The 26,523-nt window shown below is 42.7% G+C and carries 17 protein-coding genes; 3 read left to right on the top strand and 14 right to left on the bottom strand.

Features of this window, described 5'->3' with window-relative positions; translation table 11 throughout:
- Positions 1 to 251: 251 nt before the first annotated feature.
- On the top strand, positions 252 to 644 hold the full coding sequence (locus ACM5QX_RS21865) for a carboxymuconolactone decarboxylase family protein (protein WP_414755472.1): 393 nt from the start codon (positions 252 to 254) through the stop codon (positions 642 to 644).
- Between the two features lie 48 nt (positions 645 to 692).
- On the opposite strand, the gene ACM5QX_RS21860 is transcribed toward ACM5QX_RS21865, so the two are convergent.
- Positions 693 to 1,313 (bottom strand): class I SAM-dependent methyltransferase, encoded by a 621-nt coding sequence (locus tag ACM5QX_RS21860; RefSeq protein ID WP_414755471.1) that lies wholly within the window; start codon positions 1,311 to 1,313, stop codon positions 693 to 695.
- Positions 1,314 to 1,472: 159 nt separating this feature from the next.
- Between ACM5QX_RS21860 and ACM5QX_RS21855 the strand changes: the two genes are divergently transcribed.
- Positions 1,473 to 1,928, top strand: coding sequence for a DUF1392 domain-containing protein (locus tag ACM5QX_RS21855; RefSeq protein WP_414755470.1), 456 nt, complete (start codon positions 1,473 to 1,475; stop codon positions 1,926 to 1,928).
- 3 nt (positions 1,929 to 1,931) lie between these two features.
- On the opposite strand, the gene ACM5QX_RS21850 is transcribed toward ACM5QX_RS21855, so the two are convergent.
- The 6 genes from ACM5QX_RS21850 to ACM5QX_RS21825 all read right to left on the bottom strand — a co-directional run bounded on the left by ACM5QX_RS21850 (position 1,932) and on the right by ACM5QX_RS21825 (position 7,845).
- Complete coding sequence (locus ACM5QX_RS21850; RefSeq protein ID WP_414755469.1) at positions 1,932 to 2,870, bottom strand: ABC transporter permease; 939 nt, start codon at positions 2,868 to 2,870, stop codon at positions 1,932 to 1,934.
- 133 nt (positions 2,871 to 3,003) lie between these two features.
- Positions 3,004 to 4,056 (bottom strand): ABC transporter permease, encoded by a 1,053-nt coding sequence (locus ACM5QX_RS21845; protein ID WP_414755468.1) that lies wholly within the window; start codon positions 4,054 to 4,056, stop codon positions 3,004 to 3,006.
- 105 nt (positions 4,057 to 4,161) lie between these two features.
- Entirely contained in the window at positions 4,162 to 4,914 is a 753-nt protein-coding gene (locus ACM5QX_RS21840; protein ID WP_414755467.1) for a DNA polymerase beta superfamily protein, read from the bottom strand.
- Position 4,915: 1 nt separating this feature from the next.
- Positions 4,916 to 5,104 (bottom strand): hypothetical protein, encoded by a 189-nt coding sequence (locus ACM5QX_RS21835; protein WP_414755466.1) that lies wholly within the window; start codon positions 5,102 to 5,104, stop codon positions 4,916 to 4,918.
- 215 nt (positions 5,105 to 5,319) lie between these two features.
- The gene (locus ACM5QX_RS21830; RefSeq protein ID WP_414755465.1) at positions 5,320 to 6,795 is read right to left on the bottom strand and encodes an ABC transporter ATP-binding protein; all 1,476 of its coding nucleotides are present in this window, start codon (positions 6,793 to 6,795) and stop codon (positions 5,320 to 5,322) included.
- Positions 6,796 to 7,845, bottom strand: a complete 1,050-nt coding sequence (locus tag ACM5QX_RS21825) for a BMP family protein (RefSeq protein WP_414755464.1) — start codon at positions 7,843 to 7,845, stop codon at positions 6,796 to 6,798.
- A 111-nt stretch (positions 7,846 to 7,956) separates the two neighbouring features.
- Between ACM5QX_RS21825 and hetI the strand changes: the two genes are divergently transcribed.
- A complete protein-coding gene (hetI, locus tag ACM5QX_RS21820) occupies positions 7,957 to 8,670 on the top strand; it encodes a 4'-phosphopantetheinyl transferase HetI (RefSeq protein WP_414755463.1) in 714 nt (237 codons plus the stop codon).
- 36 nt (positions 8,671 to 8,706) lie between these two features.
- Here the strand turns inward: hetI and ACM5QX_RS21815 are convergent, their stop codons facing one another.
- From ACM5QX_RS21815 to ACM5QX_RS21785, 7 genes are all read right to left on the bottom strand, one after another.
- Entirely contained in the window at positions 8,707 to 9,570 is an 864-nt protein-coding gene (locus ACM5QX_RS21815; RefSeq protein ID WP_011319363.1) for an SDR family NAD(P)-dependent oxidoreductase, read from the bottom strand.
- Between the two features lie 460 nt (positions 9,571 to 10,030).
- On the bottom strand, positions 10,031 to 11,551 hold the full coding sequence (locus tag ACM5QX_RS21810; protein WP_414755462.1) for a thioester reductase domain-containing protein: 1,521 nt from the start codon (positions 11,549 to 11,551) through the stop codon (positions 10,031 to 10,033).
- A 207-nt stretch (positions 11,552 to 11,758) separates the two neighbouring features.
- Positions 11,759 to 13,417: a PfaD family polyunsaturated fatty acid/polyketide biosynthesis protein gene (locus ACM5QX_RS21805; RefSeq protein WP_414755461.1), complete on the bottom strand. Its 1,659-nt coding sequence runs from the start codon at positions 13,415 to 13,417 to the stop codon at positions 11,759 to 11,761.
- 131 nt (positions 13,418 to 13,548) lie between these two features.
- Complete coding sequence (locus ACM5QX_RS21800; protein WP_414755460.1) at positions 13,549 to 16,878, bottom strand: PfaB family protein; 3,330 nt, start codon at positions 16,876 to 16,878, stop codon at positions 13,549 to 13,551.
- 192 nt (positions 16,879 to 17,070) lie between these two features.
- A complete protein-coding gene (locus ACM5QX_RS21795) occupies positions 17,071 to 18,432 on the bottom strand; it encodes a polyketide synthase (protein WP_414755459.1) in 1,362 nt (453 codons plus the stop codon).
- A 526-nt stretch (positions 18,433 to 18,958) separates the two neighbouring features.
- Positions 18,959 to 20,671 carry an SDR family NAD(P)-dependent oxidoreductase gene (locus tag ACM5QX_RS21790; protein ID WP_414755458.1) on the bottom strand — a complete coding sequence of 571 codons (1,713 nt, stop codon included), beginning with the start codon at positions 20,669 to 20,671 and terminating at the stop codon, positions 18,959 to 18,961.
- Between the two features lie 157 nt (positions 20,672 to 20,828).
- Positions 20,829 to 26,123 carry a beta-ketoacyl synthase N-terminal-like domain-containing protein gene (locus ACM5QX_RS21785; RefSeq protein ID WP_414755457.1) on the bottom strand — a complete coding sequence of 1,765 codons (5,295 nt, stop codon included), beginning with the start codon at positions 26,121 to 26,123 and terminating at the stop codon, positions 20,829 to 20,831.
- Positions 26,124 to 26,523 lie beyond the last annotated feature (400 nt).

Raw genomic sequence — 26,523 nt, 5'->3', positions numbered from 1 at the left:
ATACACTCTAATTAATGTTTACTTTGTAAATAGTTTCTAATTTAGGATGACTAGACTAAATAGCCACGATGAACTGGGTGCTTTATCAGACTTGACCCCAGTTATTTTGAATAAAAATCTCTCAGCTATGAACTGAGAGATTTTGCCTTTTATTACTTTTCACATGAATATATCCCACCCTTACAGGATATCTATACTTTTAAAATTGAGTGTGCCAAAATGCCTAATTGTGATTTGTCTGTCAAAATAATATGACTAAGCTGATTGAATACGAAGACGCAAGTGATGAAGTAAAGGCCATATACGACGACATCCGCGCTACTCGTCAGACGGAGTATATCAACAACTTCTGGAAAGCTATAGCCAACCATCCTCCCACCTTAAAAAGAACATGGGAAAGCATCAAAGAGGTGATGGCTAGTCCTGGTGAACTTGACCCCTTAGTACGTGAACTAATTTACATTGCGGTGAGCGTCACTAATGGCTGTGACTATTGTATTTCTTCCCATTCAGCCGCAGCCCGTGGGAAGGGGATGAATGATGCTATGTTTGGTGAACTCTTGGCAATTATTGCTACGGCTAACACAACTAATCGCCTCGCTAATGGCTACCAAATTCCTGTAGATGAGATATTTAAGACTTAATTAGATCAAGGAAATCAACGCACAAAATTGATTTCCTTGATCATGAATTTATATTGCTTCTTTAGTCGCACATCCTTTGTAAAAATGTGCCATCAAATCAGGAAAATTGTCAGGTGTAAAGCGTTTTAGCTCTACATGGTGAAAACTTTGTTCTACTAATTTTTGAATATTTCGATTTAGATGACATCCATCGGCTAAGATTTTCTGAATTGGGGTTAGGCGATTCTGCCAGACTTGTACATTAGGCTTATTACTCAGTCCATGTTCTAGAAAAAAGAACTTACCGCCTGGTTTTAGTACCCGATAAACTTCCTGTAGGGCTTGTTCTACATTGGCAATACTGCATAAAGTCCAAGTGCTGACCACACTATCAAAGGTATTATCTGTCATAGGAAGATTTTCGCCTGATAGCAGGAGTTGTTGAACTTTAATCCCAGAGTCATCAATACGCTTTTGTGCTAGGTTATTCATCCCAGGATTCACGTCAACCGTGGTGATTTCGTGAATATGCGAAGGATAGTAAGCCAAGTTTAATCCAGTGCCAAAACCGATTTCTAGTACTTCTCCTGTTACGTCTGTTAGTAGTTCCTGACGATATGTAGCTAGGGTGGGGTCAGATAAGCTCCAGTCTAAAAGACGCGGTAAAATGACTTGCGAATAAAAACCCATAATTTTCATCCCTCCATAATTCGATTCTTTGCTGTTGGGCTAACGAAGTTATTGATTGGGGTGTGGTCTCTGTTGTCTTATTTTAAACAGATGGGAATTATGTTCCGGATATTACTCGCGTAAACGAGTCTATGTATAAAAATAGAACCGAAAAGCATCATGATGAATCAGATTACGACTTTAGAATCTTGTTGGCATATTTCTCCTGCTTGGGGTGCAGTCATACCTCCATTAGCTGTTCAAATTAGAGAAGAGGTATTGTTAAGCCCTGATTTATCAGGCTATTGCTGCGGAGTTCATTGGGAAGAGGAAGAATGGATTTATGCAATAGTTTGTCATAACAAAACTCTTTATTTACGAAGTGGTGAATTTTCACCAACAAGTGTACTCAAAAGTCAAATTGTTTCTCAGCAGGCTTTTCAATTAGGCGATGTGGTTGAGGTTGATTTTAGTGAACAGCCAAATCAGCGTATTATTCAAGGGGTTTTTAGTCTAAAACAAAATTGGCTTTATGCTGTGGAATGGCGATCGCCTATTTTGGAAGAAACTGCATCGGCTCAAAGTAGACTGATATGGTTGGCTGATATTGATTTGGTCGGTGTGAAGGTATGCTAGTTGTTAAATATCTTGGGGATGTTCTGGTGAGTAAGTAACACCGTTACCTTGGGGAGGTTTAGATTTACCAGCTAATCCTACTAAGGCAAAGAAGGCGATCGCATAGGGTAACATAGCAAGAAACTGATAAGGGATATTTGCACCCAAGGCTTGAATGCGTAACTGCAAAGCTTCTGTAGCGCCAAATAAAAAGCAAGCTAGAATAATACCTAAAGGATGCCACCTACCAAAAATTAAAGCAGCGATCGCAATAAATCCTTTACCTGCACTCATATTTTCCGTGAAAAATTTTATCTGTACTAAGGTGAGATAAGCACCGCCTAGACTGGCTAGACAACCACTGATAAATACAGCCACATATTGCACTTTTGATACTGACACACCAGCAGTTGCAGCTGCTTTGGGATATTCCCCTACTGCCCGTAAAGTTAAGCCAAAGCTAGTATGAAATAAAATATAATTACTTAAAATCACTAAAACTATTAGTAAATATACGAAAATATCTTGTTGAAATAATAAAGCTCCAAGTATGGGTATATTTGCTAGACCAGGAATAATAATAGGCTCAATTCCTGGTAATCTTTGGGTGCCACTACCATGAAATACTAACCGCGCTAAAAATGATGTCAACCCGGCCGCTACCAGATTAATTGCTAGTCCTGAGACTAGTTGATTGACGTATAAGCTTACACATAAAAAAGCGTGGAGTAAACCGACTAATCCCCCAGCAATTAAAGCACAGAAGACACCTATCCAAGGATTACTTGTGTAAAATGTGGCTATTGCACTAGTAAAAGAACCAGTTATTAACATCCCTTCTAGGGCAATATTGAGTACTCCTGAACGTTCTGAATACATTCCCCCAAGGGCCGCAAATGCTAGGGGTATGGCTAGGTTGACACTAGCAATGAGGTAATCGGAGAGGAAGTTAAGGTGATTCATGGTTTTTAAACGCAGCGAAAAGTTCTGTTCGCGTAGCGTCTCCGTTAGGAGAAGGAGGGTTTCCCTCCGTAGGAAACTTTTCAAGACAGAGTATCGCTAAGGAAAGCGCGGAGGAAGGCTGAGAGTTTTGGCGTTAAATCTCCGCGTTACTTTGCGTTTTGATTCGTGTTTCTACGGCGAGGCTGATGGCGATGAATAAGACAGTGAATCCTTGGATGGCGTAAACTACGGTGACGGGAACACCTGCGCTACGTTGCACAACGTTTGCACCACTACGCAAAGCCGCGAAAAATAGAGAAGTTAAGACTACACCGCTAATACTACCGCGACTTAGGAAGGCGATCGCAATAGCATCAAAACCATAACCAGGGGAAACTTGTTCAAAGAGGCGATATTTCAACCCCATGACTTCTGATGCGCCTGCTAAACCAGCTAAACCACCAGCTAAGGACATTACTAATATGGTGGTATTTTTGACGGAAATTCGCGCATAATGGGCGGCTGTGGGGTTAAAACCAACGGCGGAAATTTGGTATCCTAGAGGCGATCGCTCTAATAAAATCCACAGTAGTCCGGCGGTGAGTAAAGCTAGTAAAATACCTACATGGGCTAGACTTTGGGGTAGAATTATCAGCAATTGTGCAGATTTAGCAATCAATGGCGAATAAGGACTAGGTGCGCCTGGTGCTTTTAAGGGGTTCTGTACTAAGTAGCTGACTAAATTCACTGCGATGTAATTTAGTAATAGGGTGGTGATAACTTCATTGACTCCCCGCACGGCTTTGAGATAACCGGGTATCCAACCCCAAATTGCACCAAATCCAAAACCTGCGACAAGGGCTAGGGGAATATGTAAGATAGGGGGTAATCCTTGCACATATAACCCAACTAACGTGCTACCCAATGCACCGAGATAAATTTGCCCTTCGCCACCGATGTTAAATTGACCAGCTTTTAATGCTATTAAGACACCTAAACTGGTGAATAAGAGGGGTGTCATTTTGGTGAGGGTGTTACCAAAACCGAAGTAAGTAGAAAGGGATTCTTGGAATAAAGCTGTGTAGGCAGTGATGGGATTTGCCCCAGCAAGTAGGATGAGGATAGCACCGACGATGAGAGCAGAGGCGATCGCTATGAGGGGTGATAGGATTGGTAACAGGAGTTGAAAGCGTTTATTTGTGATCATGATGCGATGATTGCCATCCCTCAACCCCAAAAAATGAGTATCAGCATTCCTGAACTCTCCTGAGATGTTTCTGGATTGTTTAAACCAATATAATACGCTTTAGCTTTAACTTTTTATTCTCAAACGTATCAGCAAATTATGTAAAGCCGATTTCGCCGCAGGTGCTTCAGGTAGTGTACTTGCCTCATACGCTTCTTGCAAGCATTGGCGCAATCGTTCATATTCTCGATGATGAAAAACCGCATCAACATTTGATAGAGTAGACTTTTCTACATCTGCTAATTTTTGAGCAATTAAATCAGGAATATATGGCAATTTAAAATTCTCATTGAGTTTAATTAAGTTAGCCTCAACTATTCCTGTTTGCATTAGGTAAATCCCAGTCAATAATACTCGATAAGTATAAAGTAATGGCTTGACTCGATGTGGCTTTTCTTTTTCAAAAATTTTCCATTGTGTTGCCGCAAAACCAAAATAATGATGGCTATGATGACGAGTTATACAATCTTTGCTAATTACTTTTAGCTCTTGGTGTTCCGGCGTAGTTTTTAATATTAAAGGCGAATAAAGTTGCTCTAGTACATAGCCGTTCTTTTTCAAAAGTAGTAAAGAGAATTTTCTAAGATCGTGAGTTACTAAATCAATTTCTAAAGATTCCCGAAGCTCAGAAAATTCAATAGTTTCAGCCCCATTTTGTAATCCCACCACTTCTTGTACTGGTAAGATATGTACCCCGCGTAGATCATAGTCAGAATCTGGTGACGGAAAACCATATAAATGAGATCCGCTAATGGTGGCAAATAAAAGCGGGTAAGGTTGTTGCTCAATGATAGTATTGATAGAAGCTATAGAATTCATTTTATTTGCTAGAGTTTTGCTGAGTCTGAATCACTGGAATCTTATCAGCAGTTAAAGTTACAACCTTCCTATCTTGCATAATACTAATCGATTGACCAAGCTTACGATGTCGTTCTATAGCTGCGGCAATTGCGGCTTTAACTCCAGCGTCAATTTTACTAGATAAAAATTCTAATTCGTGGTCAGCCATTCTTATCCTCTGATTTGATTCCAAATTTTACTTTCATAGACAACAAGTTGTTGACTATAGTTATATTCAGCCACCAAGCTAGCATCATTACTAGAGTTATTATAAATAATCCAGCGATCGCACAAAGGTAAATATAGAGAAATTAAATTTACTCTCCCTCTCTCGTAGCGTCTCCGGAACTGTTTGCACCACCAATGATGTACAGACTTGGCATTTTATTCTCTGGGTGTTCCGCCAGTCATCAATAAACCAATTTCTTCTATTGTCGCCGTCTGTGCATCCAAAATAGCGACAAACTTACCTCTGTAGATTACAGCAATGCGATCGCTCATTGCCATGATTTCTTCTAACTCAGTAGAAATATACAATATTGCCGCACCGCGATCGCGTTCTGTTAACAAACGGGAATGAACTGCACTCGTCGCCCCGACATCTAAACCCCGTGTGGGCTGCATCGCTACAATTAAATCTGGTTGTCCCGCCAGTTCTCGCGCCAAAACTACCTTCTGTTGATTTCCCCCCGATAGTTGGCTTACCTGGATATCTTCCCCAGTCGCCCGGATATCAAATTCCTGCATTGCAACTTGGGCATGATGTTTAATTACTAATGATTTTAATAAGAAATGCCGACAGAAGGGTATATTTTTAAAAACATTTAAAATTAAGTTTTGGGCAATGGTAAATTGTAAAATCAGTCCCATTCTTTGCCTATCTTCAGGAATGTAACCTATTTTTTTTTGAGGAGAAGAGCTATTAAGTTGAATTGTACCATTGAGGATGCCTCTTAAATTGGCGATCGCATCAGCTAATTCTCGCTGTCCATTCCCATCTACACCAGCAATTCCCAAAATTTCCCCAGCCAGCAATTGAAAGGAAACATTGTGGACAGCAAGAATACCCCTATCATCAGCAACTTGCAAATTTTCTACCGACAGTATGAATTTTCCAGGTACAAATGCAGACTTATTGACTTGTAAAACTACTTCCCGTCCTACCATCAATTCTGCTAATTTTTGAGGAGTCATATCTTTAGTTGTCGTTGTCGCCACAACTTTACCTCGTCGCAACACTGTGACGGTATCGCAGAGATTGATTACCTCTTCTAACTTATGACTAATAAAAATAATCGTATTACCAGCCGCCGCCAGTTTTCGCAGGATATTAATTAATGATTCTACTTCTGTGAGTGTGAGAACGGCTGTTGGTTCATCGAGAATTAATAGTTTAGCTTGACGATATAAAACTTTGAGGATTTCTACTCGCTGTTGTGTCCCTACAGGTAAATCCTCTACTTTAGCTGTGGGGTCAATTTCTAATCCATAAGCTTGGGATAAAGCTGCAATTTCTTGTTGTCTTTGTCGCAGATTTAAACGCCAACTATTTTCCCTACCCAAGATAATATTTTCAGTTACAGTTAACTGTGGCACAAGCATGAAGTGTTGATATATCATACCTATGCCGAGTTTTATGGCTTGATTTGGCGAAGTAATTTTGACTGGCTGATCTTGTAAATATATTTCTCCTGCATCAGGCTGATATAGACCATTAATAATATTCATTAAAGTGGTTTTACCAGCACCATTTTCACCTAGAATTGCATGAATTTTACCAGCATCAACACTCAAGCTGATATTATCATTAGCAATAAATGAATTAAAGCGTTTACTAATATTTTCTAAACGTAAATACATTTAGGCTTTTTTGATACAACGTGTATTTTTACCAGCTTCCTGACAAGTTACAAAAGTGATTTTCTGATCGACAATTTCCTGTTTTATTTTTAAAGTATTTTGTTTTATAGCTTCCGGCACTGCTGCACCAAATTTACCTAAAGATAATATATCTTCTCGTTCCAAACCGATAGTATATATCTGCCCTTTCAATTGTTTTTGTTGGGCAAGTTCCGCTAAATAAGCTATGGCTATATCTAAGCGTTTAACTGCACTAGTTAAAACTGCTTTAGGGGCAATATCTAACTGGTCTTTGGTATTCCCAAAAGCATAAACACCCTTATCGCTAGCTGCTTGTAAAACTGCGGGTGAGGCGCTATCAAACCATTGATAAATGACATCAACCCCAGAGGAAATTAAAGCTAGTGTCGCTTCTTTTGCTTTAGCAACATCACTCCAATCGCCCGTAAATGTGGAGATAATTTGCATCTTGGGGTTAACGGATTTTGCCCCTAATTCAAATCCTCTTAGTTCTTCCTGTGTGGCGGGAAATTCTTGTCCAGCAATATAAGCTAATTTATTAGATTTAGTTACAGACGCGCCAATAATGCCACATAAATAACTACCTTGCAAGTGGTCGATTCGCAAAGAGGCGATATTTTCTGCTTTGGTATTACCATTTACACCCACAAAAAATGTATTGGGAAATTGCGGCGCGACTTGTTCTATCGCTGCATCAAATTGTCCACCGTGGGCGAATATAAGATTATAACCCTTACGGGCAAAGTCTGTTAATGCTTCTGTTTGGTCAGCTTGGGCGACTTGTTCCACATAGGCGACTTCTACATTGAGCTTTTGTTTAGCTAAGTTTAGTCCTTCATAGCCAGACTGATTCCAAGCTTGATCTGTGATTGCACCAGGTAGGGCGATCGCTATTTTAAACCTTTCCTGTCCACTACTAGCCGTTGGCGTAGAAGTTTGATTACTACTGCAAGCTTTTAGTAATAGAGTAGTAGTAAAAGTAGCTGCACCATATAATACAAATTTACGCCGGCTAAAGTCTTGCTGCATATACTGCCTTTCGAGGTGTAGTCATTTTAGTAACTTAATATAAGTCTCTACGACAAAAGTTTAATAAAAATCTTATATTAATAATTGCATTCATTTATTTTTAATTGTTAATTGTTGCAGCATACTTGGCTACCAAAACCCCCAAATTTAACCTTATTATCAGATGAAGTTCATCTCTGGCGCATTCCCCTTGACAGACCAGAATCACAACTACAGCATTTAGCCGCCACCTTATCTAGTGACGAATTAGCCCGTGCTAACAGATTTTATTTTCCCGAACATCGGCAACGCTTTACTGCTGGTCGTGGTATTCTCCGCAGTATATTGGGACTTTATTTGGGGGTGGAACCAAAGCAAGTTAAATTTGAATATGAATCCCGTGGTAAACCAGTATTAGGCGATCGCTTTGCTGAGAGTGGTTTATTATTTAACTTGTCACACTCCCAGAACTTGGGTTTGTGTGCAGTCAATTACACGCGCCCAATCGGCATCGATTTAGAATATCTCCGCCCCACATCTGATTTAGAATCCCTTGCCAAAAGGTTCTTTTTACCGCGAGAATATGAGTTATTGCGATCGCTACCCGATGAGCAAAAACAAAAAATTTTCTTTCGCTACTGGACTTGTAAAGAGGCTTATCTTAAAGCAACGGGTGACGGCATCGCTAAATTAGAAGAAATTGAAATAGCACTAACTCCCACAGAACCAGCTAAGTTACAGACAACTCCAGCGTGGAGTCTCCTAGAGCTAGTGCCAGATGATAATTGTGTTGCTGCTGTTGCCGTGGCGGGTTTTGGCTGGCAGCCAAAATTCTGGCAGTATTGATATAATCAAAACCTCATTCCCTAAGCAACTGCGGTGTCATGAGCGATGAGACTCGACAGCTACATAGCCGTCTTTGACTCTATTTTCAGCTCGTTTTTGATTGAAATCCACTACCCCCAACCAACGATAAATTCTATCCACCGAAGTGGGAGAAATTTGCCCTATAGCCAACATGAATTTTGTCAAACTTTCCGTGATGGGATTTTGATTGACAACAACTTCAGATGTTTTCTTTTTAATAGCTTTGACGACGGCATTTGCTACACTTTTGGGCGTAGAAATACCTGCTAACTTGGGCGCAGAGACGCGAGTATCAACAGTCATCCCAGTTTGCGAGACATAGCCTGGACAAACCACCGAAATGTTGACACCAGTACCAACTAATTCCTGACGCATCGCATCAGTCCACATAATCAAACCTGCTTTGCTAGCTGAGTAAACGCTGTTGAAAGCAACGCCCTTTTTACCAGCTAAAGAAGCAATATTGACAATTCGACCACTACCGCGTTCCATCATGCTGGGTAGTAACAAACGTGTTAATTCCATAACAGCCAATAGATTAGTGTTGAATATTGATTGAATTTCCGCTAGAGAATAATTCGCAAAAGCTGCGTTAATTTCTATGCCAGCATTGTTAATCAAGACATCAATAGGGCCGACAATATCTTGAGCCTGCTGGACAAGAGCCGATAATTGTGATATGTTCCTCACATCAAAAGGAATAGCGATCGCTTTACCACCCGCAGCCTTAACTACATTACAGGTTTGAGCTAATCCTGATTGAGAACGAGAAACACAAACTACCGTTGCCTGTTCTTTCGCCAAAGCACGAGCAATGTAGACACCAAGACCGCGTGAAGCGCCGGTTAACAGTACTGTCTTACCTGTAAGAGTTGTCATTGTAACCTGCTAGTCTCCAAATTCTGAGCCGCAGGATTTACGCATCGATATCTTGGGTAAACTCTGTGTAGCCTAATTTAGACATGACCACAGATATTTGAAACCATCAAACTACCCACCCATCCACAACTAAATGCGATAAAGACAGCTACACTTTAAACTCGCTCATAGAACTTACGCGCGTAGACTGCACTTGTTTGGCAAAAACTAGGATAACTCACTCATAACAGTGTTGATCGCCTATGTTGCAGAACAGGCATTCATTTATTTAAGCTAGGGATTTGTTCAATGAGGTTTAACCTGAATTCAACTCCATTTATAGCATTTATTTAAGGGGGGTAGTGTTATTGATAAACCTTATTTAATATCATGCAACAGGAAAAACCCAGTTTCTCAGAAAAACTGGGTTACACGCATGAAATAAACCATCTGTAGAGACGCGATTCATCGCGTCTTCTCCTCAAGCCAAGGTCAAGAACCCAGTTTGAATCAAGTAAGCTGTGTAAGTCATGAATAATTTGCCATCAATCGGTGGGCAACCAATAGAAGTACCAGCTAGGGCTTTGAGGGTGTCTTGACAGCTAATGTGGGGTCTTCTGGCTTTGAGGTACAAATCGGGGATAGTGAGTTGTTCATCAGACCAGCGTTCTAGGAGGAAAGGACGCAAGGTGTATAAAGGATTATCTACAGAAGTGGCATTTGCAATTAACTCTGCTTGCCATTCTTCGTAGGGAAGGGTTTTAATCTCGTAGCCAAAGGAACGTACCCAGTCAACTAAGACACTTAAAGATACTGGTTCTGGGTGTTGTAAGTGGAAAGCTTTACCTAGCGATTCCTTTTGCATAGATAGATGCACAATCGCTTTGCTGACATAATCTACAGGAGACATATCTAGCATATACTCTACATCGGGAAAGCATTTCATTTGCAAACAACCCTTAACCATCAAATTGATAAAGTCGTGGGTGTTGCCGATACCAGTGGCACTATCTCCACCAATTAAGGGTGGTCTATGGATAGTAACAGGTAAACCGCGATCGCTCGCAATCTTCACCAACTTTTCTGCAACCCACTTGGTTTGGGAATAACCAAGGAAAATCCCTTCCCAATGGCTAAAATCATCACTTTCCTTGACTACCTTACCAGCATAGACAGGTGATTCAAACACCGCCACACTAGAAACATAATGCACAGGCTTAACCTTAATTTGGCAAGCCAATCTTAAAACCTCTTGAGTTCCCAATACATTCGCAGCCTTCAAAGCTGAGTAAGGGAAAACATAATTCAACAACGCGCCACTATGATAAATAGTGTCAATTTCCGCCGCCAAAGTCTGAAACTGTGTAGAACTTAAACCCAACAAAGGTTCCGCTAAATCACCCACAACAGGAATAATTCTCGACGCATATTCTTCCTGCCAAATCGCGTAACCTTCCAGATTAGTTTGGATTTTAGCTTTACCTGCTTGAGCATCAGCAGCGCGTACCAAACAATATACATCAGCCTGAGTTTTTTGTAGCAGTTCCCGAATTAAGAAAGCGCCTAAAAACCCAGTCCCCCCAGTCAGAAATACTTTCTTAGGTTGAGTTACCGGAAAATCAACCGGGATAGCACCACCAGGATGAATTGTGGGGTCAAGAACCACCTCAGCTTGTAAGTCGAGGACTGGTGTACCATTGCTGTGGCTAGCAGTAGCAGAATCTGTATCTTGTTCCTCTGATTGTTCTGCCAACTCTTCAGCTAAACGTTCAGACAATGACTCAATAGTAGGGTAATGCCACAACAATAAAGGTGAAGGTTGAAATCCCAACAATTGCTCTAGTTTACTAACTAGAACCATTGCCTGTGCCGAATCCAAACCATAGCTTTCTAAATTGATAGTAGCATCGATTTCATCACCATCCACTCCCAACAATTCAGCTAGATTAGCTATCATCCAAGCTTGAATATCTGCTGCACTATAATTTTGTTTTAGACTCATTATGAAATCTCCGAATTATTTAGTAAGTCAAGTTGTCGATTTATAATCTTGGTAATTAGTAATTAGTAATTGGTAATTGGTAATTGGTGTTTTACCGTGAATATTTCAACTATTACCCATTACCATTCGGACTTCAGCGTGAGAACTACTTCGACTCTTCGACAAGCCCACAGCCCATTACCATTACCCATCACCCATTACCCCTTCCTAGTAACGAACCGGATGATATTGACAGTAGTAATCAGGAATTTGCATTCCTTGAATTTTCAAACTTTGAATGCGATATAAGAATGTCGCACCAGTCATAATATGATGAGCCACATCCACAACCCGCCGATTATTTGCTTCTGCCAAATAAGAACCACGCACCCAGTCATTAAACCCACCCATTGCCGGGCCGCACCAAATTTGATAATCTACTTCTCTCCCTTTTTCTCCAGCACTAGACCAACGGGAAGACAAACCTAAATACCAACGGAAAATCAACGCCATTTTTAATTTAGGATTATTAACTGCCTTACCCAATTTCTCAGGATTTCTCTGAGATAAATAAGCCGCAGTTCCTTCCCAAACTTCAGCAATTGTCTTGCGAAAAACTTGTTTTTCTAACTTCTCTCGCTCACCTAAAGGAATTGCTTCAATTGAGTCATAAGTGCGGTACAACTCATACAACTTTTGCGCCCGCATAGCAAACATTGTCCCCCGTTTGAGGACTTGTAATTTCACTCCCATTTCAAACATATCGGCGGCGGGAGCCATAATTACATCAGCCATTTCCGCTTGCGCTAATAATTGCTTGGTATGGTCACAAGCACCCGATTCAATACAAGCTTGATTCACCGAACCAGTCACCACATAAGCAGCACCCATGATAAAAGCTGCTAATGCTGATTCTGGTGTGGCAATTCCTCCGGCTGCACCGACTCTAATAGGTTGCGAGTAATTATATTGTCTTTGAATTTCATCCCGCAAAGCAATAATAGAAGGCAGCAAACAAACCAAGGGACGATTATCTGTATGACCGCCAGAATCAGCTTCTACAGTAATATCATCCGCCATCGGTACATTAGCAGCCAGCTTGGCTTGCAACTCAGTAATTAAACCTTGTTCCAGCAGTTCTTTAATGATTCTGGCTGGTGCAGGCTGCATAAACTTACTCGCAACTTCCCGGCGAGAAATTTTGGCAATGACTTTATTTTTAATTTGAATTTGATTGGCATCATTTAAACTTAACCCCGCCACCCGATAATAAACAATGTTGGCGGTTAAATCTAAAAATGCTGAAGCTTCTACAGTTGTTACCTCATATTTGAGGTATAAATCCACTGCCCGGCGTTCAATTGCCATATCGTTGGGGCTGTGAATTAAATTGAAGGCATAGGGGCCATGAGGTAGCGCTTGTTGAATGCGATTAATAGCTACTTCTAAACGTTCTGGAGGTAAACCACCTGCACCAAAAGAACCGAGAATTTTTTCTCTACCTAAAGCAATGACCATTTCCTCAGAAGCAATACCACCAGCCATTGCTCCAGTCATATAGGCAGATTGTACGCCGTAAAATGAGAGAAAATTGGGGTCGCCTAATTGTTGAATGCGGATAGATGGTAGAGATGTTAAAAGTTCTACTTGTCCTGTTGTTCCAAGTTCAGCCGCAGATAAATAACCGTCATTTGTGAGACCAATCTTGCCAGCAACCTTCACAATATAACAAGGTTTATCTAAAGCCAGTAATTTATTTTTTATGGCTGTGTGGTCAAAAGATATGCAGTCTAAAGAACCTTTCCAAGCTAGATTTTGATATGAGGTATAAGCTAAAAAGCCTAAGCCATTATCATATTTATTTATCAACGCATCAACAGTGGTCACGGTCGTTCCCTCGCACGATTAGCAATGAATTACTACCTATTGGTAATGGGTAATGGGTAATAGGTAATGGGGAGTAGAGAATGACCAATTATCTATTACCAAATCCCCCTCAAACTAAAACTCTTACTAAACTAGTTACCGTCTTCCTGCAATAAATCTTCGGCACAAACCATTTGTAATTGAATAATTTCGCTCATTTGCTGACTAAAATCTTGTCTGGCTTTTAAGAAGGCTGTGTGATTTTGCGTGATTTGCAGATTATTCGCATTCAGTTTTTGATACTGAGCCTTATTTAAATCCAACATATTGATGATGGTGGCAAATTCGATATCGGTGGTGGTATTGGAGAGAAAATCTGCCGATTTGGCTGATTGAGTTGCAGTTAACTCAGACGATTTTAATGGTTCTTCTGGCTTTAAACCGTGTTCAATGATATTTTCTGTGGAAAATGGTTTTGGCCTTGGTAGACTTTTTTGATGAGATAAATACGTTGAATTAATACCTAAAGCATTACCAGAGGGTGCTATATTTTGTGGCTTTTTCTCCCTAATTTCTGCAAATAGCTGGAGGTTTTCTGGACTCAAGATTTTGCCACTGATAGAGTCACCACCCACAGTTATCTTCCGCAGTGTGACTTTATTTAAGTTGCTAGTTTCAATCACTGAGCTGTACAGTGGCGACAAATCCACATTCACCCGATGACTGACAAGTTTAGCTAAAGCTTTCACAAAAGAAGTATGGTCATCAATTCCCCGACGATTGAGGGAGACGGTGATGTGTTCTTTGTCTTCTAAAATTTTGTCAATCCAACGAGAACAAACACTACCAGGGCCAGCCTCAATGAAGATTTTTGCCCCGTCGTCGTAGATGCGGTTGACTAACTTGGGAAAATCTAGTTCTTGAGACAACCCAGTCGCCAGACTGTTAGCAACAACTCCAGTCTCCAGCTTTATCGGTTGATACTCAGCCGCAGAGTAGAAGGTGATATCAGCAATATCTTGGACTGGTAAGCTATTTAATTCAACAAACTCATCATACTCCGATCGCATGGCCTGACAGTGAATTACATGATCAAAGGGCGCTGTGAAAGAATTACAGCCAATAGTTTTAATCACCCTTTGACAAGCGGCTGGGTCGCCAGCAATTAATACTTCTTCCGGTGTATTAATTTGCGTCAGATATACGCGGGGTTCGTTTCGGATAGCATCCCGCACCTGGAGGGGACTAGCCATCAATACATAATTACCCCATAAATTATCACCTGAAGCCGTAGTAGCTTTTGGTAATCCCCAATACTCACGCACCGCATTTTTCGGCCCGGATAACCTATCACCAAATAAAGTTGATGAGTTAAAAGAGTTACTAACTTCCGAAAAATTGCTCCAAATCCCTTGAGCAACCATCATACTGGTTTCACCCAAGCTATAGCCAAACACATATTTGGGGTGGACTTGAAAATCATCCCGAATAATTGTCGTCAGCAATCTGGTGCAGAAAATTTCTGCTTCAAACATTGCTAGGGAATCGCTCAAAAGTTTTTTCTCTAGCTGTTCTAATTGCCTAGTAGGTAACTTATTCAAGCTTCTGGGGAAAACCAATCTTTCAATATCCGCAGCTCGTTTGTAGAGGCTTTTGACAAAGGAATTGTCATGGAGTTTGGGGAAGAGGCGGAAAAGATTGCGCCCGATACCTATGTAGGAATTCACCGCCGCCGGATACACATAAGCCACTTCGCCCTTTTTACCCAAGGGTTGGGCTGTGAAATAACTACCTACAGGGGTTTGCCAATCTGTACCCTTATCAAAAGCTGTGTTAATACCTTTCCGTGCCGATTCGATTTCTCGGAGGAGTTCTTTTTTGTTCCGCCCCGTAATTGATACCGCGTAGTTAGCTTGTGATTGTTGCTGGAAAGTAGTAAAAGCCAGGCTAGCACTACGAGAAAAATCAGCACTCTCAGCAATACTCTTTTGCAGCTTATCTAAAGCCTCTAATAGGCTTGTCCGGTCATCACCAGCCACCGGGAACAGCAAAAAGGGCATCTGTTCCAAATACTGATTAGGGCGTTCGCCTTGATTGGTTTCTTCCGACAAGATGACATGGGCATAACTACCATCACAGCCCATACCATTAATCGCCGCTATGCGTCGGGAGGCGTTCTTACTCAAAAACCAAGGTCTAGATTCTGTGACTACATAGAAGGGGCTACCCTCAAATACTTGGGGAGTCTTCACGCCAGACCAGTTAGGAGTAGCCGGGATATATCTGTAATACAAACACAGAGCCGTTTTAATTAAACTGGCAATTCCCGAAGCCACAAAAGTATGACCAATGTTCGCTTTGACACTGCCTATAGCACAGTGCAAACCATCACCCACCGATGGATAAGCCTGGACTAAACCAGCGATTTCCGCCTCATCTTCCTGGGAAATCCCACTGGCGCAAACCTCCACATACTTGACTTGCTCTGGTGGTACACCTGCCATCTTTAAGGCTTGCTGACAGGCTTGGTTAACACTGTCCCCATCGACTTTGGTGTGGGATTGTCCAATACTAATAGCATCAATTACAGCATAAATGCGATCGCCATTTTCCATCGCTTGCTGATGACGCTTGAGAACAACAGCACCCGCCCCTTCTCCCACCGTCCAACCATTGGCTTTTTGGTCATAGCTGAGAGTATTAGCACCAGTGTTAATTGGTGCAGATTGACTACGTAATAATACGCTTTCCACACCGCCAGCCAAATCTACCGCGCCCACAACCACTGCATCCACTTCTTGAGTCATCAACAGCATTTGGGCAACTTCCACCGCCTTAAAAGCCGAACTTTCTACAGCCGTGAGAGTGAAAGAAGGACCGGTGAAATTCCACAAAGAGGAAATCCGACTAGCCATAATATTGGTGATGTAGCTCAAATACTCACCAATTTCCACCTGATGGTGGACACTGTCTTTAACAATACTTTCCAGTTGGGAAACTTGTGGTGATGGTAAGGTAATTTCCGCCGCATTCAAACCATCTTTAACTTGCCAAGATGAATCCCACCGTTGTTGTAGCTTGTGTACAGACAATTCGGCTTCAGCCGCAATAATCACAGCTACATTGCCACCTTCAGGAATTTTCGCATCTTTCAGGGCGCGATCTGCTACTGTCAACAGTAGCAATTGTTGAGGGTTGAGTTTTTCGACTTCGTTGGGAGGAATCTTATAAGCGAGAGTGTCTAAATCAAAATCTTTGATATAAGCACCTATAGGGGCTTTGGCATCAGTTAAACCATACTCTTGCAGTAAGTCTTTCTGCTCGTCAATACCGTACCATCTTTTCGGCGGTAGGGTAATGAAATGCTGCTTACCGTCATAAATACTGCGTTCAAAAGCATCTAAGCCATTGCACTCACCAAAGAAGGCATCCATACCTACAATGGCGATTTTTGCTGTGTTGTTATTTTCTGCTGCAAACATCACTTTACTATTAGCCTGTCAAGGTTGAATTGATAGAAGAAAGGCAGGAGGCAGGAGGCAGAAGTGAGTAGATGTAGGGTGCGTCAGTGCAATAAAACCTAAACATACTCAGAAATTATTCATACTGACGCACTCTACTAAACTAATCAGCAACGCCTATTTTTTGGTGTTCCCTTAGCCCTCAAGTCCTGATTACGAATCTGCTGCTTTTTCCAAAATCAGATGGGAGTTAGTACCACCAAAACCGAAAGCGCTTAAAGCTGCGTGTTTAGTTCCTGTGTTGTTAGGCCAGGCTGTGGGAGTCCGAACAATGTTTTGGGGAGAAATGACATTGTTTTCAGTACCTATAGGGTCATTGACATTAATCGTGGGTGGAATCACACCATAATTCATGCCGTAAATCGCCTTCGTCAAACTCACCATCCCCGCCGCAACTAATAAGTGACCTACATTAGCCTTGCTTGAACCTATTAATGGTGCGGCTTGATGTTCTCCAAAAAAGGTTTCGATGGAATTAAATTCGGTGGTATCTCCTAACAAAGTGCCGGTAGCGTGACACTCCATATAATCTATAGCTTTAGGGTCAAGTTGGGCTTCTTTATAGGCTCTCTCAAAAGCTGTAACTTGCCCTTTAGTGTTGGGACTGAGCAAATGCTTACCTTTCCCATCATTAGAAAGACCATTACCGCAAACTGTAGCCAGAATGTTATCCCCATCTCTCACAGCATCGCTATATCGTTTTAGCATTACCATACCAATGCCTTCGGATGTAACTAAGCCTCTGGATGATTTATCTAAAGGAGAGCTAATCCCATTTTCTGGATAGCCTTGAATCCCAGAAAACAACATCCGCAAAAACAAAGGGTCTGAGCAACTAATAGCGCCAGCTAACATTACATCAGCTTTACCTGTCCACAGATAATGAGATGCCAACTTGATAGCGTAGAAAGCAGAAGAACAAGCCGCATCGATACAGAAATGAGTACCTGATAGAGAAAAAGCCTGAGCAACTAATGCGGCTGGTAAACCAGATATCATCGCATTATGTAGAGATGGTTTAGTTGCTGTAGGTAAAGCAGCCAGATGAAAATCTTGATTTTGTAAAAGTTCGGCAACAGCAGGTTCTATAGTTTGTCGATAAATTGGTGTAACCAGTTGAGTAGAAAGCTTAGTTGGGAAAGAGAGAGTACCTAAAATGACTCCACATTTAGATAGGACATCTTGATTTCCCCAATAACCACTATGTTTTATTGCTTGTTTAGCCGCATATAGCGACCATTTGAAGGTATTATCCAAGCTTTCCACATATTCTGATGGCAGATTGTATTCACTAGCATCAAATTGGAAGTTTTGAATAAATCCGCCCTTGAGAAAATAAAATTTTTCCGGCTTGCCTTTTACCGGGTCGTAAAATATTGTGGGATCTACACCCATTTGGGCAACAGTTACAGATGATGTCGAATCTTTCTGCTCGGTGAGATTCTGCCAAAATTGCTCAGGATTATTAGCATCAGGAAACAGGCATGATAAGCCAATGATGGCGATTTTTTCCACTACTGATATCCTCGTTAGGGTATAACGAATTACGAATTCTTGGATTTACTAAGACCCGTTGGGGTGGGTGTAGGGGTTTAGGGGTGTAGGGGTGTAGGGGTGTAGGGGTGTAGGGAAAAAAGACGCTTCCTCTACTCAAATCTTGCACCACTTTCTTATTGACAAAATAACAGCCCCAAAAGCTTACTATTTCGTAGGGTGGGCAATGCCCACCACCTACCGATTGAGAAGATGCAAGATATGAATCTACACCTATATCCTTAATACCCCTAATGAAGCTATTCCCCAAACTTAATATAAGAACCTGCTTTGATTTTTGTCCGCGCAGTTTGGCGTAGCTATTACTTAGAATCAAATCGCAGTCTTACGGGATTTACGCCACTTTACAGACAAGCAAAGATGTGAGGCTAATTTCATTTCGGCCTACTATAGCAATCCTAAATCATTTAGGATATTTTGAGGGTTTTATTTTAAGAATTGGGGAGTGAGGAGAAGGTCACCCCCTACGCCTTAGCGCTTACTTTGGTTAGTGTAAATTCATCGGTGCAATGATTGCTTTCGCTTGGTAAATACGGAAGTAGATTTTTCCATCTCGGTCATGGAGGATGATATCAGCTGTGACACCAGATGGTGTTTTGTTTTCGATTTCGCAAGAAACATAAAATGGTTTGTTGCGAGGGATGGCTCGAAACTGCTCTGATTTGGTTATTTGTCCGGGTAAGCATACTTCTTGATGTACATGACTCAACCATAACCATAGGGGTTGTGTACTCAAATCTGTGGCGTACGGATTGTGCCATTTGACGGGGAATTGTCCTTGAACTTCGAGGGGAATTTCTGCCCAACAACATTCAACAGTAATTTTTCGGGAATTGATATTTAAAACTCTGGTGATTTCTTGGAAAGAGATTCCATGAAATAGGGATAAACCACCTTTTTGATAAAAATCTTTACCGATCGCCCCAATAGTATGATCTTCAGTCATATCAAGGGATTCATATACTGGCGCTGCTGGTAACTCTCGCACTATGGTGATGTGGGCGCTGAAATGATAATGAATTTTCCCTTCTGGTGTCTTGCTAAGTACCTTGGTCTTAAATTCGATGGATTCAGAACCATGTTTAGCAACTTCTTGTATTTCTAAAATATGTTCGCTAGCTACCTTGTCATTGAAAGTAATACCTTTCAAAATTTTAAAATCTTGACAACGGAAATACCTGTAACCGGGATAACACTCCTCACAAGCATTAATCATCCAAGACATCCCACAGGTAGCCGGTAATACGGGAGTACCAGCAATCACATGGTCTAGGAGAAAGGGATTAGCCTCTACAGTCATGCGGCGACGGATGCGATAGCTGCGTAACTGGGGGTCAATGTTTCCCGGTGCGGGGATGATAGGGCTACCAATGACCACCTGTGTAGAATCATGGTGACTAGGATGTAACTCATTTACCAGCATCTTTGTCCCCACATCCACAGGGATAATATCAATTCCCCGTTCTGCAAAGGCTTTTTTCAGTTCTGGTGTCACCATTCCGCTATCCCAACCGCCCCAATTAATAGCCACAACATGACACTGGGGATAGTTTTGCTTAATCAAATGGGCAGACTTATTGAGAATTTCATTAGCGATCGCATAATCCGATTGCCCCATATTCCCATAAAATCCAGCCACAGAAGAAAACAACACCAAATGTTCTAACTGATTAGCATCCACACAGGACAGCAGATTTTCTAATCCTTGCACCTTGGCAGTATAAACCTTCTCAAAATCCTGGTCTGTCTTCTTCTCAATCAACTTATCCGCCAAATTACCCGCACCGTGGATAATACCCGTAATTTTGCCCACAGCCGCTAACTTTTGACGTAATTCAGCCACATTAGTCACATCAACATCAATATATTCTACCTGCGATCCTGTGGCAGCGATCGCCTCCAAAGTCGCCTTAATTTCCCGACTAGAAACAATCTTGTGATAAACTTTTTGCACACTCATCGGCGTAGGCTTTTCCCCTTGCGCCACCAGGTGTTGCATAATAGCTTTTTTTAAAACCGATTCCTCAACACAATCACGAGCAAAATCCGGCTCATTTTCAATAACTTCCGACCGACCAAGAAGAATAAAACGACAAGGCTGGTGCTGCGCCAATTCAATCACACACTGCGCTGTAATGCCCTTCGCACCGCCACTTACAACAAAAACCGAAGCAGGACGAACTTGAGTGAGTATAGCCATATTATCAAAAACATTATATTTGAAACTTTTGCGCCCTTCCTTCTTTGCGCCTACCCTGCGGGTTCCGCTTTAGCGGTATGCGCCTTTGCGTGAGATAAAAAAGTATATTTCTCAACGCAAAGGAACGCGGAGGTAAGCGCAAAGTTTCGCGGAGTAATTAACTGATGAGGGTGACACGGCCTTGGGAACCGTAAGCGACTTCAGGGATATAAAGGTTGGAGTCGTGTAGTTCGTCGAGAATAAACTGTGCTGACTGTTGAGGATTCAACGCGGGGCTTAAGTCAATCCCTCTGGTGAAGACATTTGGCCATTCCCATCTCAGGGTTTTCACTAGTCCAAACAACCCGCCAGCGATCGCGCCAAAATTGGTGTTATGCTCTAACCCAAAGGCTCCATCTAATCGGGTCACTGTGACGAAACAACTACGCTCGTAACGTCCGGCTTCGGTGAGGGATTTCTTCAGGTATTTCGCCATGAAGAATACGTGCTTGACAATATTCTTTTCTTTTGGTAAGTAAATTCCCAAATTTTGGAACGCTGGGTGGATGTGGATGAAAGCGCCAATCTTGCCGTAGTTTGTGGCGATCGCTGATAATTTGTGTTGGAGTAATTCTTCACTCATATCTGCGAGGGTGACGCGGTGGACGCTGGTGGGTAAAGTGGACTGCTGGGGAACGAGGGATTGGGGGAAGCTTAAGACTACGACTTTCCAACCACGCTCTGTCAGAGATTGGGCTACTTGGGAGGTGGTGAGGGAACCATCATCGGTAATTAAACAGATGTGTCCCTCTGGTAAAGAAAAGTCTAAGCTATCCGGTGTTGGCAGGTATTTGAGTTTGGCTGGACGGCGAGGAACGTTGCCGATTATGCTGACTGGTTGCCAGTCCCGCTCAGACTGAGACTTTTTTTTTTCACCTCCCGCCAGCTTCTGGAGGTAGTCAACAATTTGCCGAATGGTGCGGAGGTCGCCTAATTCCTCGATGTTGGGCTTGGGTAGGTTGGGGTACGCTTCCTGCATTGCTCCCAGGATTTCTACCCGTTTGATGGAGTCAATCCCCAGGTCTGCTTCCATGTCCATATCGAGTTCTAGCATTTCCACTGGGTAGCCAGTCTTATCGCTAGTAATGTTGAGTAGGGTTTGTCCTAAGTCTGCGTAGTCTGAGGTGTTGGTTGGGGCTGCCGGTGCTGGAGTTGCAGGGATAGCTACAGGCTCAGGCACAACTACGGGGGCTGGTGTAGGTATACTTGCAGTGACTACCGGTGTTGGCATCTCGGCTGCTTGTTGCGCTTGCTGAATGGCAATGCCTACAGATTGGCTAATAGCGGTGTTAGCTTTGAGATAATCGACAATCTGTCCGATGGTGCGTTTTTCTGCGAGTTCTTCTAAGTTGGGCTTGGGTAGGTCGGGATACACTTCTTGTAATCCGCCTAAGATTTCTACCCGCTTGATGGAGTCAATCCCTAAGTCCGCCTCCATGTCCATTTCCAGTTCCAGCATTTCCACTGGGTAACCAGTTTTATCACTGATGATTGCTAGAAGATTCTTATCCAAGTCAGCAACATCAATAGCTGGTGTAATGACAGGAGCGACTACAGGTGCAGGTGCAGGAGTAAATTCTACAACTTGGTTGACTACAGGTGCGGCAATTACTGGCTCAGGCTCAATTGTAGAGACGACAGAAGCGGGTGCTGTCACCACAGGCTCGGACTGAATTTCCCAGGTTGTGGGTGCGGGGGGAATGGGTGCGTCAACTATGCTAAAGCCATTTTTGACTACAGACTCAGGTTGAGGTTCAACGATTTTGGGGGTGGGAGTTACAGGTGCTTCGATGGTGAAAGCAGGAACTTCCTTGACTGGGGTTGGAGTTGCTGGGGGATTCACCTGACCAGACAACACCATTGAGTATTGTTGTTGAATCAGTTCAAAAAATTCTCTGGCGTATGCTACCTGTTCCTGGAGATATTTTTCATGGATGCGGAGGGTTTCGCCTTGTTGGGAATGAAACTGCATCATGCTGCGATCCAAGCTTTCCATCACCACTAGTTTCAGCTCGGCAGCTTCTTGGGAAGATTTGGCGTTTGCAAACAAGGCGTTTTGTTGCTGCATCAGTTGGAAGAATGCTTTGGTGTATTCCAGCTGATGGTTGAGGTAAGTACCATGAACTTGGAGATTCTCAGTTTGGTTTTGTTGGAACTGAGTTGTCAGGTACTCTAGGCTTTCTAGCACTCGCTTGTAGTTGTCCAGTTTTTCTGGTGTTTGCATCTTCTTTTCTTCGACTAGTTGAGGTGAAACGATCGCAGAATTCATTTCAGGTTTGGCAGGGGTAACACTAGTAGAGTTATTAATAATTTTCGGCAGTTCGGAAATTTTGCTGTGTCCGTTACCGTTTGTCTCTTTGAGGGGGGGAACTGTGACAGTAGGTGCAGGAGGTAAGGAGACTTTGAACCCATCGTTCATTGCGTCTTCCCATGCCTTTTTGGTTTTTTCCGATCTGTAGTTGATACCCCGTAAGGTGACGCTCAGACCTTTCTTGGTTTCAGTTGGGGGTAGTGCAGGTGGGGCTTGATATGGGTCGAGGTTCTGCAACTGCATCCCAATCACGCGCATTTGTACGGCTGCTTCCCGCAGAGAGCGATCGCTGTTCTTTTGGGTGCTGGGGTTCAAGGATACGGTGATGTGGGGGCGATCGCCAAGGATATCTTTCACTAAGTTGGTAAGTATCCGCTTCGGCCCAAACTCTACAAAGCAATGACCACCAGCAGCGTAGATATTTTCAATTTCCTGTTTGAACAACACCGAGTTAGCCAGGTGAGTTTCGAGGATTTTTTGAATCGCTTGGGGTTCTTTGGGATAAGGCTTACCTGTAACGTTGGTGAATACAGGGATTTTCGGCTCGTTGAATTGGACTGACTTAGTAGCGATCGCAAAGGATTTTTGGGCGAAAGCAATCAGTGAGGTGTGGAAGGCGGCGGACACTGGTAAGGGTACAGCCGCGTAACCTTGGGCTTGTAAAGCTTGACGAACTTTAGCGATTTCGGCGGTCGGCCCTGCTAAGACAATCTGGGTGGGAGAATTGTAATTAGCAATGCTAACTTGAGGAAACTGTTTGAGGATGGGTTCAATTTTGCTCAGGTCTTCCTTCACCGCCAGCATTGTCCCTGCATCATGGTCTGGGTCTTCTGGCGCAGCCATTGCTTGACCCCTAGCTTTCACTAGGTACATATAATCTGCGTCACTCAACACACCCGCAGCCCACAAAGCGGTGATTTCCCCAAAGCTGTGTCCGGCGACAAAGTCAGATTTAAACCCAGCTTGCTTCAGGATGGCATACAACCCAGCGCTAAATGCCCCAATCGCTGGCTGTGCGTATTCTGTGCGTTGCAGTGCAGCCACTTGAGCATTTTTCTCGGCTTCAGAGAACACAGGATGGGGGAAAACAATTTCCGACAGAGGGCGTAAGTTATCTTTGAGTAACAACCCATCCATGTAACCGAACAGACGGCGCAAGGTGGGGAAGTTCATCACCAGTTCCCGTCCCATTTCCAGGTATTGGGAACCCTGACCGGAGAACAGGGAGACAACTTTACCGCCTAATTCCATACCAGAGGCGCGGTAATAAATCCCTTGGGGATGTTCCCAATTTGCTACACCAGCTTTATGCTTCAGCCAGTCAATGCTGGTTTGCATAAACTTGCAAGCTTCTTGCAGATTCTCGGCGACAAAGCCGACCCTAGCTGCATTTTGGGGAATTTGTAACGCTTGACAATCCTGCACCAATTGGGAATAGTGCTTGTCACCACCCTCTGATTGCAACTTACCTAAAACTTCCTCACATTGTTTGAGGAGTTCCGCCGGGTTCGCCGCAAACAGTAAGATTTCACTGGCGCTGTTGTGTAAGCGGTAAGGGCGATTTTGTTCTGCTTCGTGTTCTTCAAGAACTACGTGGTAGTTTGTTCCACCAAAACCGAAGGAACTCACCCCAGCCCTTCTTGGTGCTTCCCCTTCTGGACGAATCCAAGGTCTGGTTTCAGTATTGAGATAAAAAGCGGATTCTGTAATGTTGAGCTTGGGGTTAGGCTCAGTGATGTTAATTGTCGCTGGTAATACTTTATGATGCAGTGCCAAAGCTGTTTTAATCAAGCTGGCTGCACCAGCCGCCGCTTTGGTGTGACCGATTTGAGATTTCACACTACCCAAAGCAATGTGCTGCTTTTTCTTGTCGTGTTCGCCAAAGAAATCTCTTAAAGAACCGAACTCGGTGGGGTCGCCAGCCATTGTCCCAGTACCGTGGGCTTCCATTAGACCGACTGTAGCGGGAGAGAAACCTGCATCTTCATAAGCACGGCGTAGGGCGTTGACTTGTCCTTCCTTACGAGGTGCATATATACTCTTGTAGCGTCCATCACTGGAAGTACCAATCCCTTTGATGACTGCGTAAATGCGATCGCCATCACGTTCTGCATCTTCCAAGCGCTTCAGCACCAGCATACAAATACCTTCACCCAACATCATCCCGTCGGATTTAGCATCAAAGGGTTTGACGTTATCACCAGGCGATACGGCTGGGGTTTTGCTGAAGGAAATATAAGCCATGATGGTGTTATCAGTATCCACACCACCAGTCAGCATCATATCCGCGCGATGTTCGACTAGTTCACTAATCGCCATCTTCAACGCACCGAAGGAACTCGCGCAAGCCGCATCCACGACGCAGTTCATCCCGCCAAAGTTCAAGCGGTTGGCGATGCGTCCAGCTACGACGTTAGCTAGCATACCGGGGAAGGCGTTTTCATCCCACTTGACGTAAGCGCTTTTGATTTTATCGACGATTTTTTTGGTGTCTTCGTCGGAAAGTCCACTATTTTTGAGAACCTTTTCCCAAATAGGATATTCTAACCGTGCAGACAATGGCATACCCAATTGTTTCGCCATCGCCACACCTAAGATTACCCCCACCAAATCGCGGTTAAATTCGCGGGATTCGCCGTAACCTGCATCTTCCATTGCTTCTTTCGCAACTACTAAACTTAATAGTTGGGAAACGTCGGTTACTTCCAAGATGCTGGGAGGAATCCCAAATTCCATTGGGTTAAAATCAACCTCCGGAATAAACCCACCCCGTTTACAATAGGTTTTATCTTCGGTGGTTCTGGGGTTGGGGTCGTAGTAATCTTCAACGCTCCAGTGAGTAGAGGGAACATCAGTAATACAATCAATTTTGTTAACTATGTTTTGCCAATACTCCCGTAAATTTCTCGATTCGGGTAGTAGGGAAGCCATGCCAATAATGGCAATAGGATTATGTTGTAGCTGTCTATTAATTTTGTTGATTGACATTGGTTTTTCTGATTTCATTTTCTTTTCCTCAATACACCTCAACAAAGCCTTTTCGCAGTTATTTATTTGGGCTTCTAACTCCGCTAAGGCTGTATCAATTGGATTAGCAGACATAGGACATATACTGTTCTGAAGTACTGTGAAAATTGCAGCTACAGTAGTTTCTGTTGCTCAGTTAAAATAAGCGATTCGTTCTTGTTAGCAACTAGCTATCCTATGTGCGTTGGCACAGCCGATATCAATTCAAAATTCAAAATTCAAAATTCAAAACTTATAATTTATAATTTAAAAACCCATCTTCTCTCAGGTTTTCGAGTTTGAATTTATGAATGAATTTTGGAGAATTGCTATTGCTGTAGGTCAGGCTAAATGCTTTTTTGAAACACCACACTATACATACTGGTCATTCAACCCTGTTAATTTGAAGGGTCTAGGGGTCTGAGGGTGTGGGGGTGTAAGGGCTGAAGATTTTTATAACCTACACATATACCCCTATACCCATGCACCCCTATAC

Source organism: Anabaena sp. CCY 9910, assembly GCF_963920875.1.
Taxonomy (GTDB): domain Bacteria; phylum Cyanobacteriota; class Cyanobacteriia; order Cyanobacteriales; family Nostocaceae; genus Trichormus; species Trichormus variabilis.
The sequence above is the reverse complement of the archived record's forward strand: the minus strand, read 5'-3'. Positions and strand labels throughout refer to the sequence as shown.

What these genes read in the sequence shown, in the direction of transcription:
- ACM5QX_RS21865 (WP_414755472.1), top strand. Translation starts at nt 252, where the DNA reads ATGACTAAGCTGATTGAATACGAAGACGCAAGTGATGAAGTAAAGGCC.
- ACM5QX_RS21835 (WP_414755466.1), bottom strand. Translation starts at nt 5,104, where the DNA reads ATGGCTGACCACGAATTAGAATTTTTATCTAGTAAAATTGACGCTGGA.
- ACM5QX_RS21850 (WP_414755469.1), bottom strand. Translation starts at nt 2,870, where the DNA reads ATGAATCACCTTAACTTCCTCTCCGATTACCTCATTGCTAGTGTCAAC.
- ACM5QX_RS21845 (WP_414755468.1), bottom strand. Translation starts at nt 4,056, where the DNA reads ATGATCACAAATAAACGCTTTCAACTCCTGTTACCAATCCTATCACCC.
- ACM5QX_RS21840 (WP_414755467.1), bottom strand. Translation starts at nt 4,914, where the DNA reads ATGAATTCTATAGCTTCTATCAATACTATCATTGAGCAACAACCTTAC.
- ACM5QX_RS21800 (WP_414755460.1), bottom strand. Translation starts at nt 16,878, where the DNA reads ATGTTTGCAGCAGAAAATAACAACACAGCAAAAATCGCCATTGTAGGT.
- ACM5QX_RS21860 (WP_414755471.1), bottom strand. Translation starts at nt 1,313, where the DNA reads ATGGGTTTTTATTCGCAAGTCATTTTACCGCGTCTTTTAGACTGGAGC.
- ACM5QX_RS21815 (WP_011319363.1), bottom strand. Translation starts at nt 9,570, where the DNA reads ATGACAACTCTTACAGGTAAGACAGTACTGTTAACCGGCGCTTCACGC.
- ACM5QX_RS21825 (WP_414755464.1), bottom strand. Translation starts at nt 7,845, where the DNA reads ATGCAGCAAGACTTTAGCCGGCGTAAATTTGTATTATATGGTGCAGCT.
- ACM5QX_RS21790 (WP_414755458.1), bottom strand. Translation starts at nt 20,671, where the DNA reads ATGGCTATACTCACTCAAGTTCGTCCTGCTTCGGTTTTTGTTGTAAGT.
- ACM5QX_RS21855 (WP_414755470.1), top strand. Translation starts at nt 1,473, where the DNA reads ATGATGAATCAGATTACGACTTTAGAATCTTGTTGGCATATTTCTCCT.
- ACM5QX_RS21810 (WP_414755462.1), bottom strand. Translation starts at nt 11,551, where the DNA reads ATGAGTCTAAAACAAAATTATAGTGCAGCAGATATTCAAGCTTGGATG.
- ACM5QX_RS21830 (WP_414755465.1), bottom strand. Translation starts at nt 6,795, where the DNA reads ATGTATTTACGTTTAGAAAATATTAGTAAACGCTTTAATTCATTTATT.
- ACM5QX_RS21785 (WP_414755457.1), bottom strand. Translation starts at nt 26,123, where the DNA reads ATGTCTGCTAATCCAATTGATACAGCCTTAGCGGAGTTAGAAGCCCAA.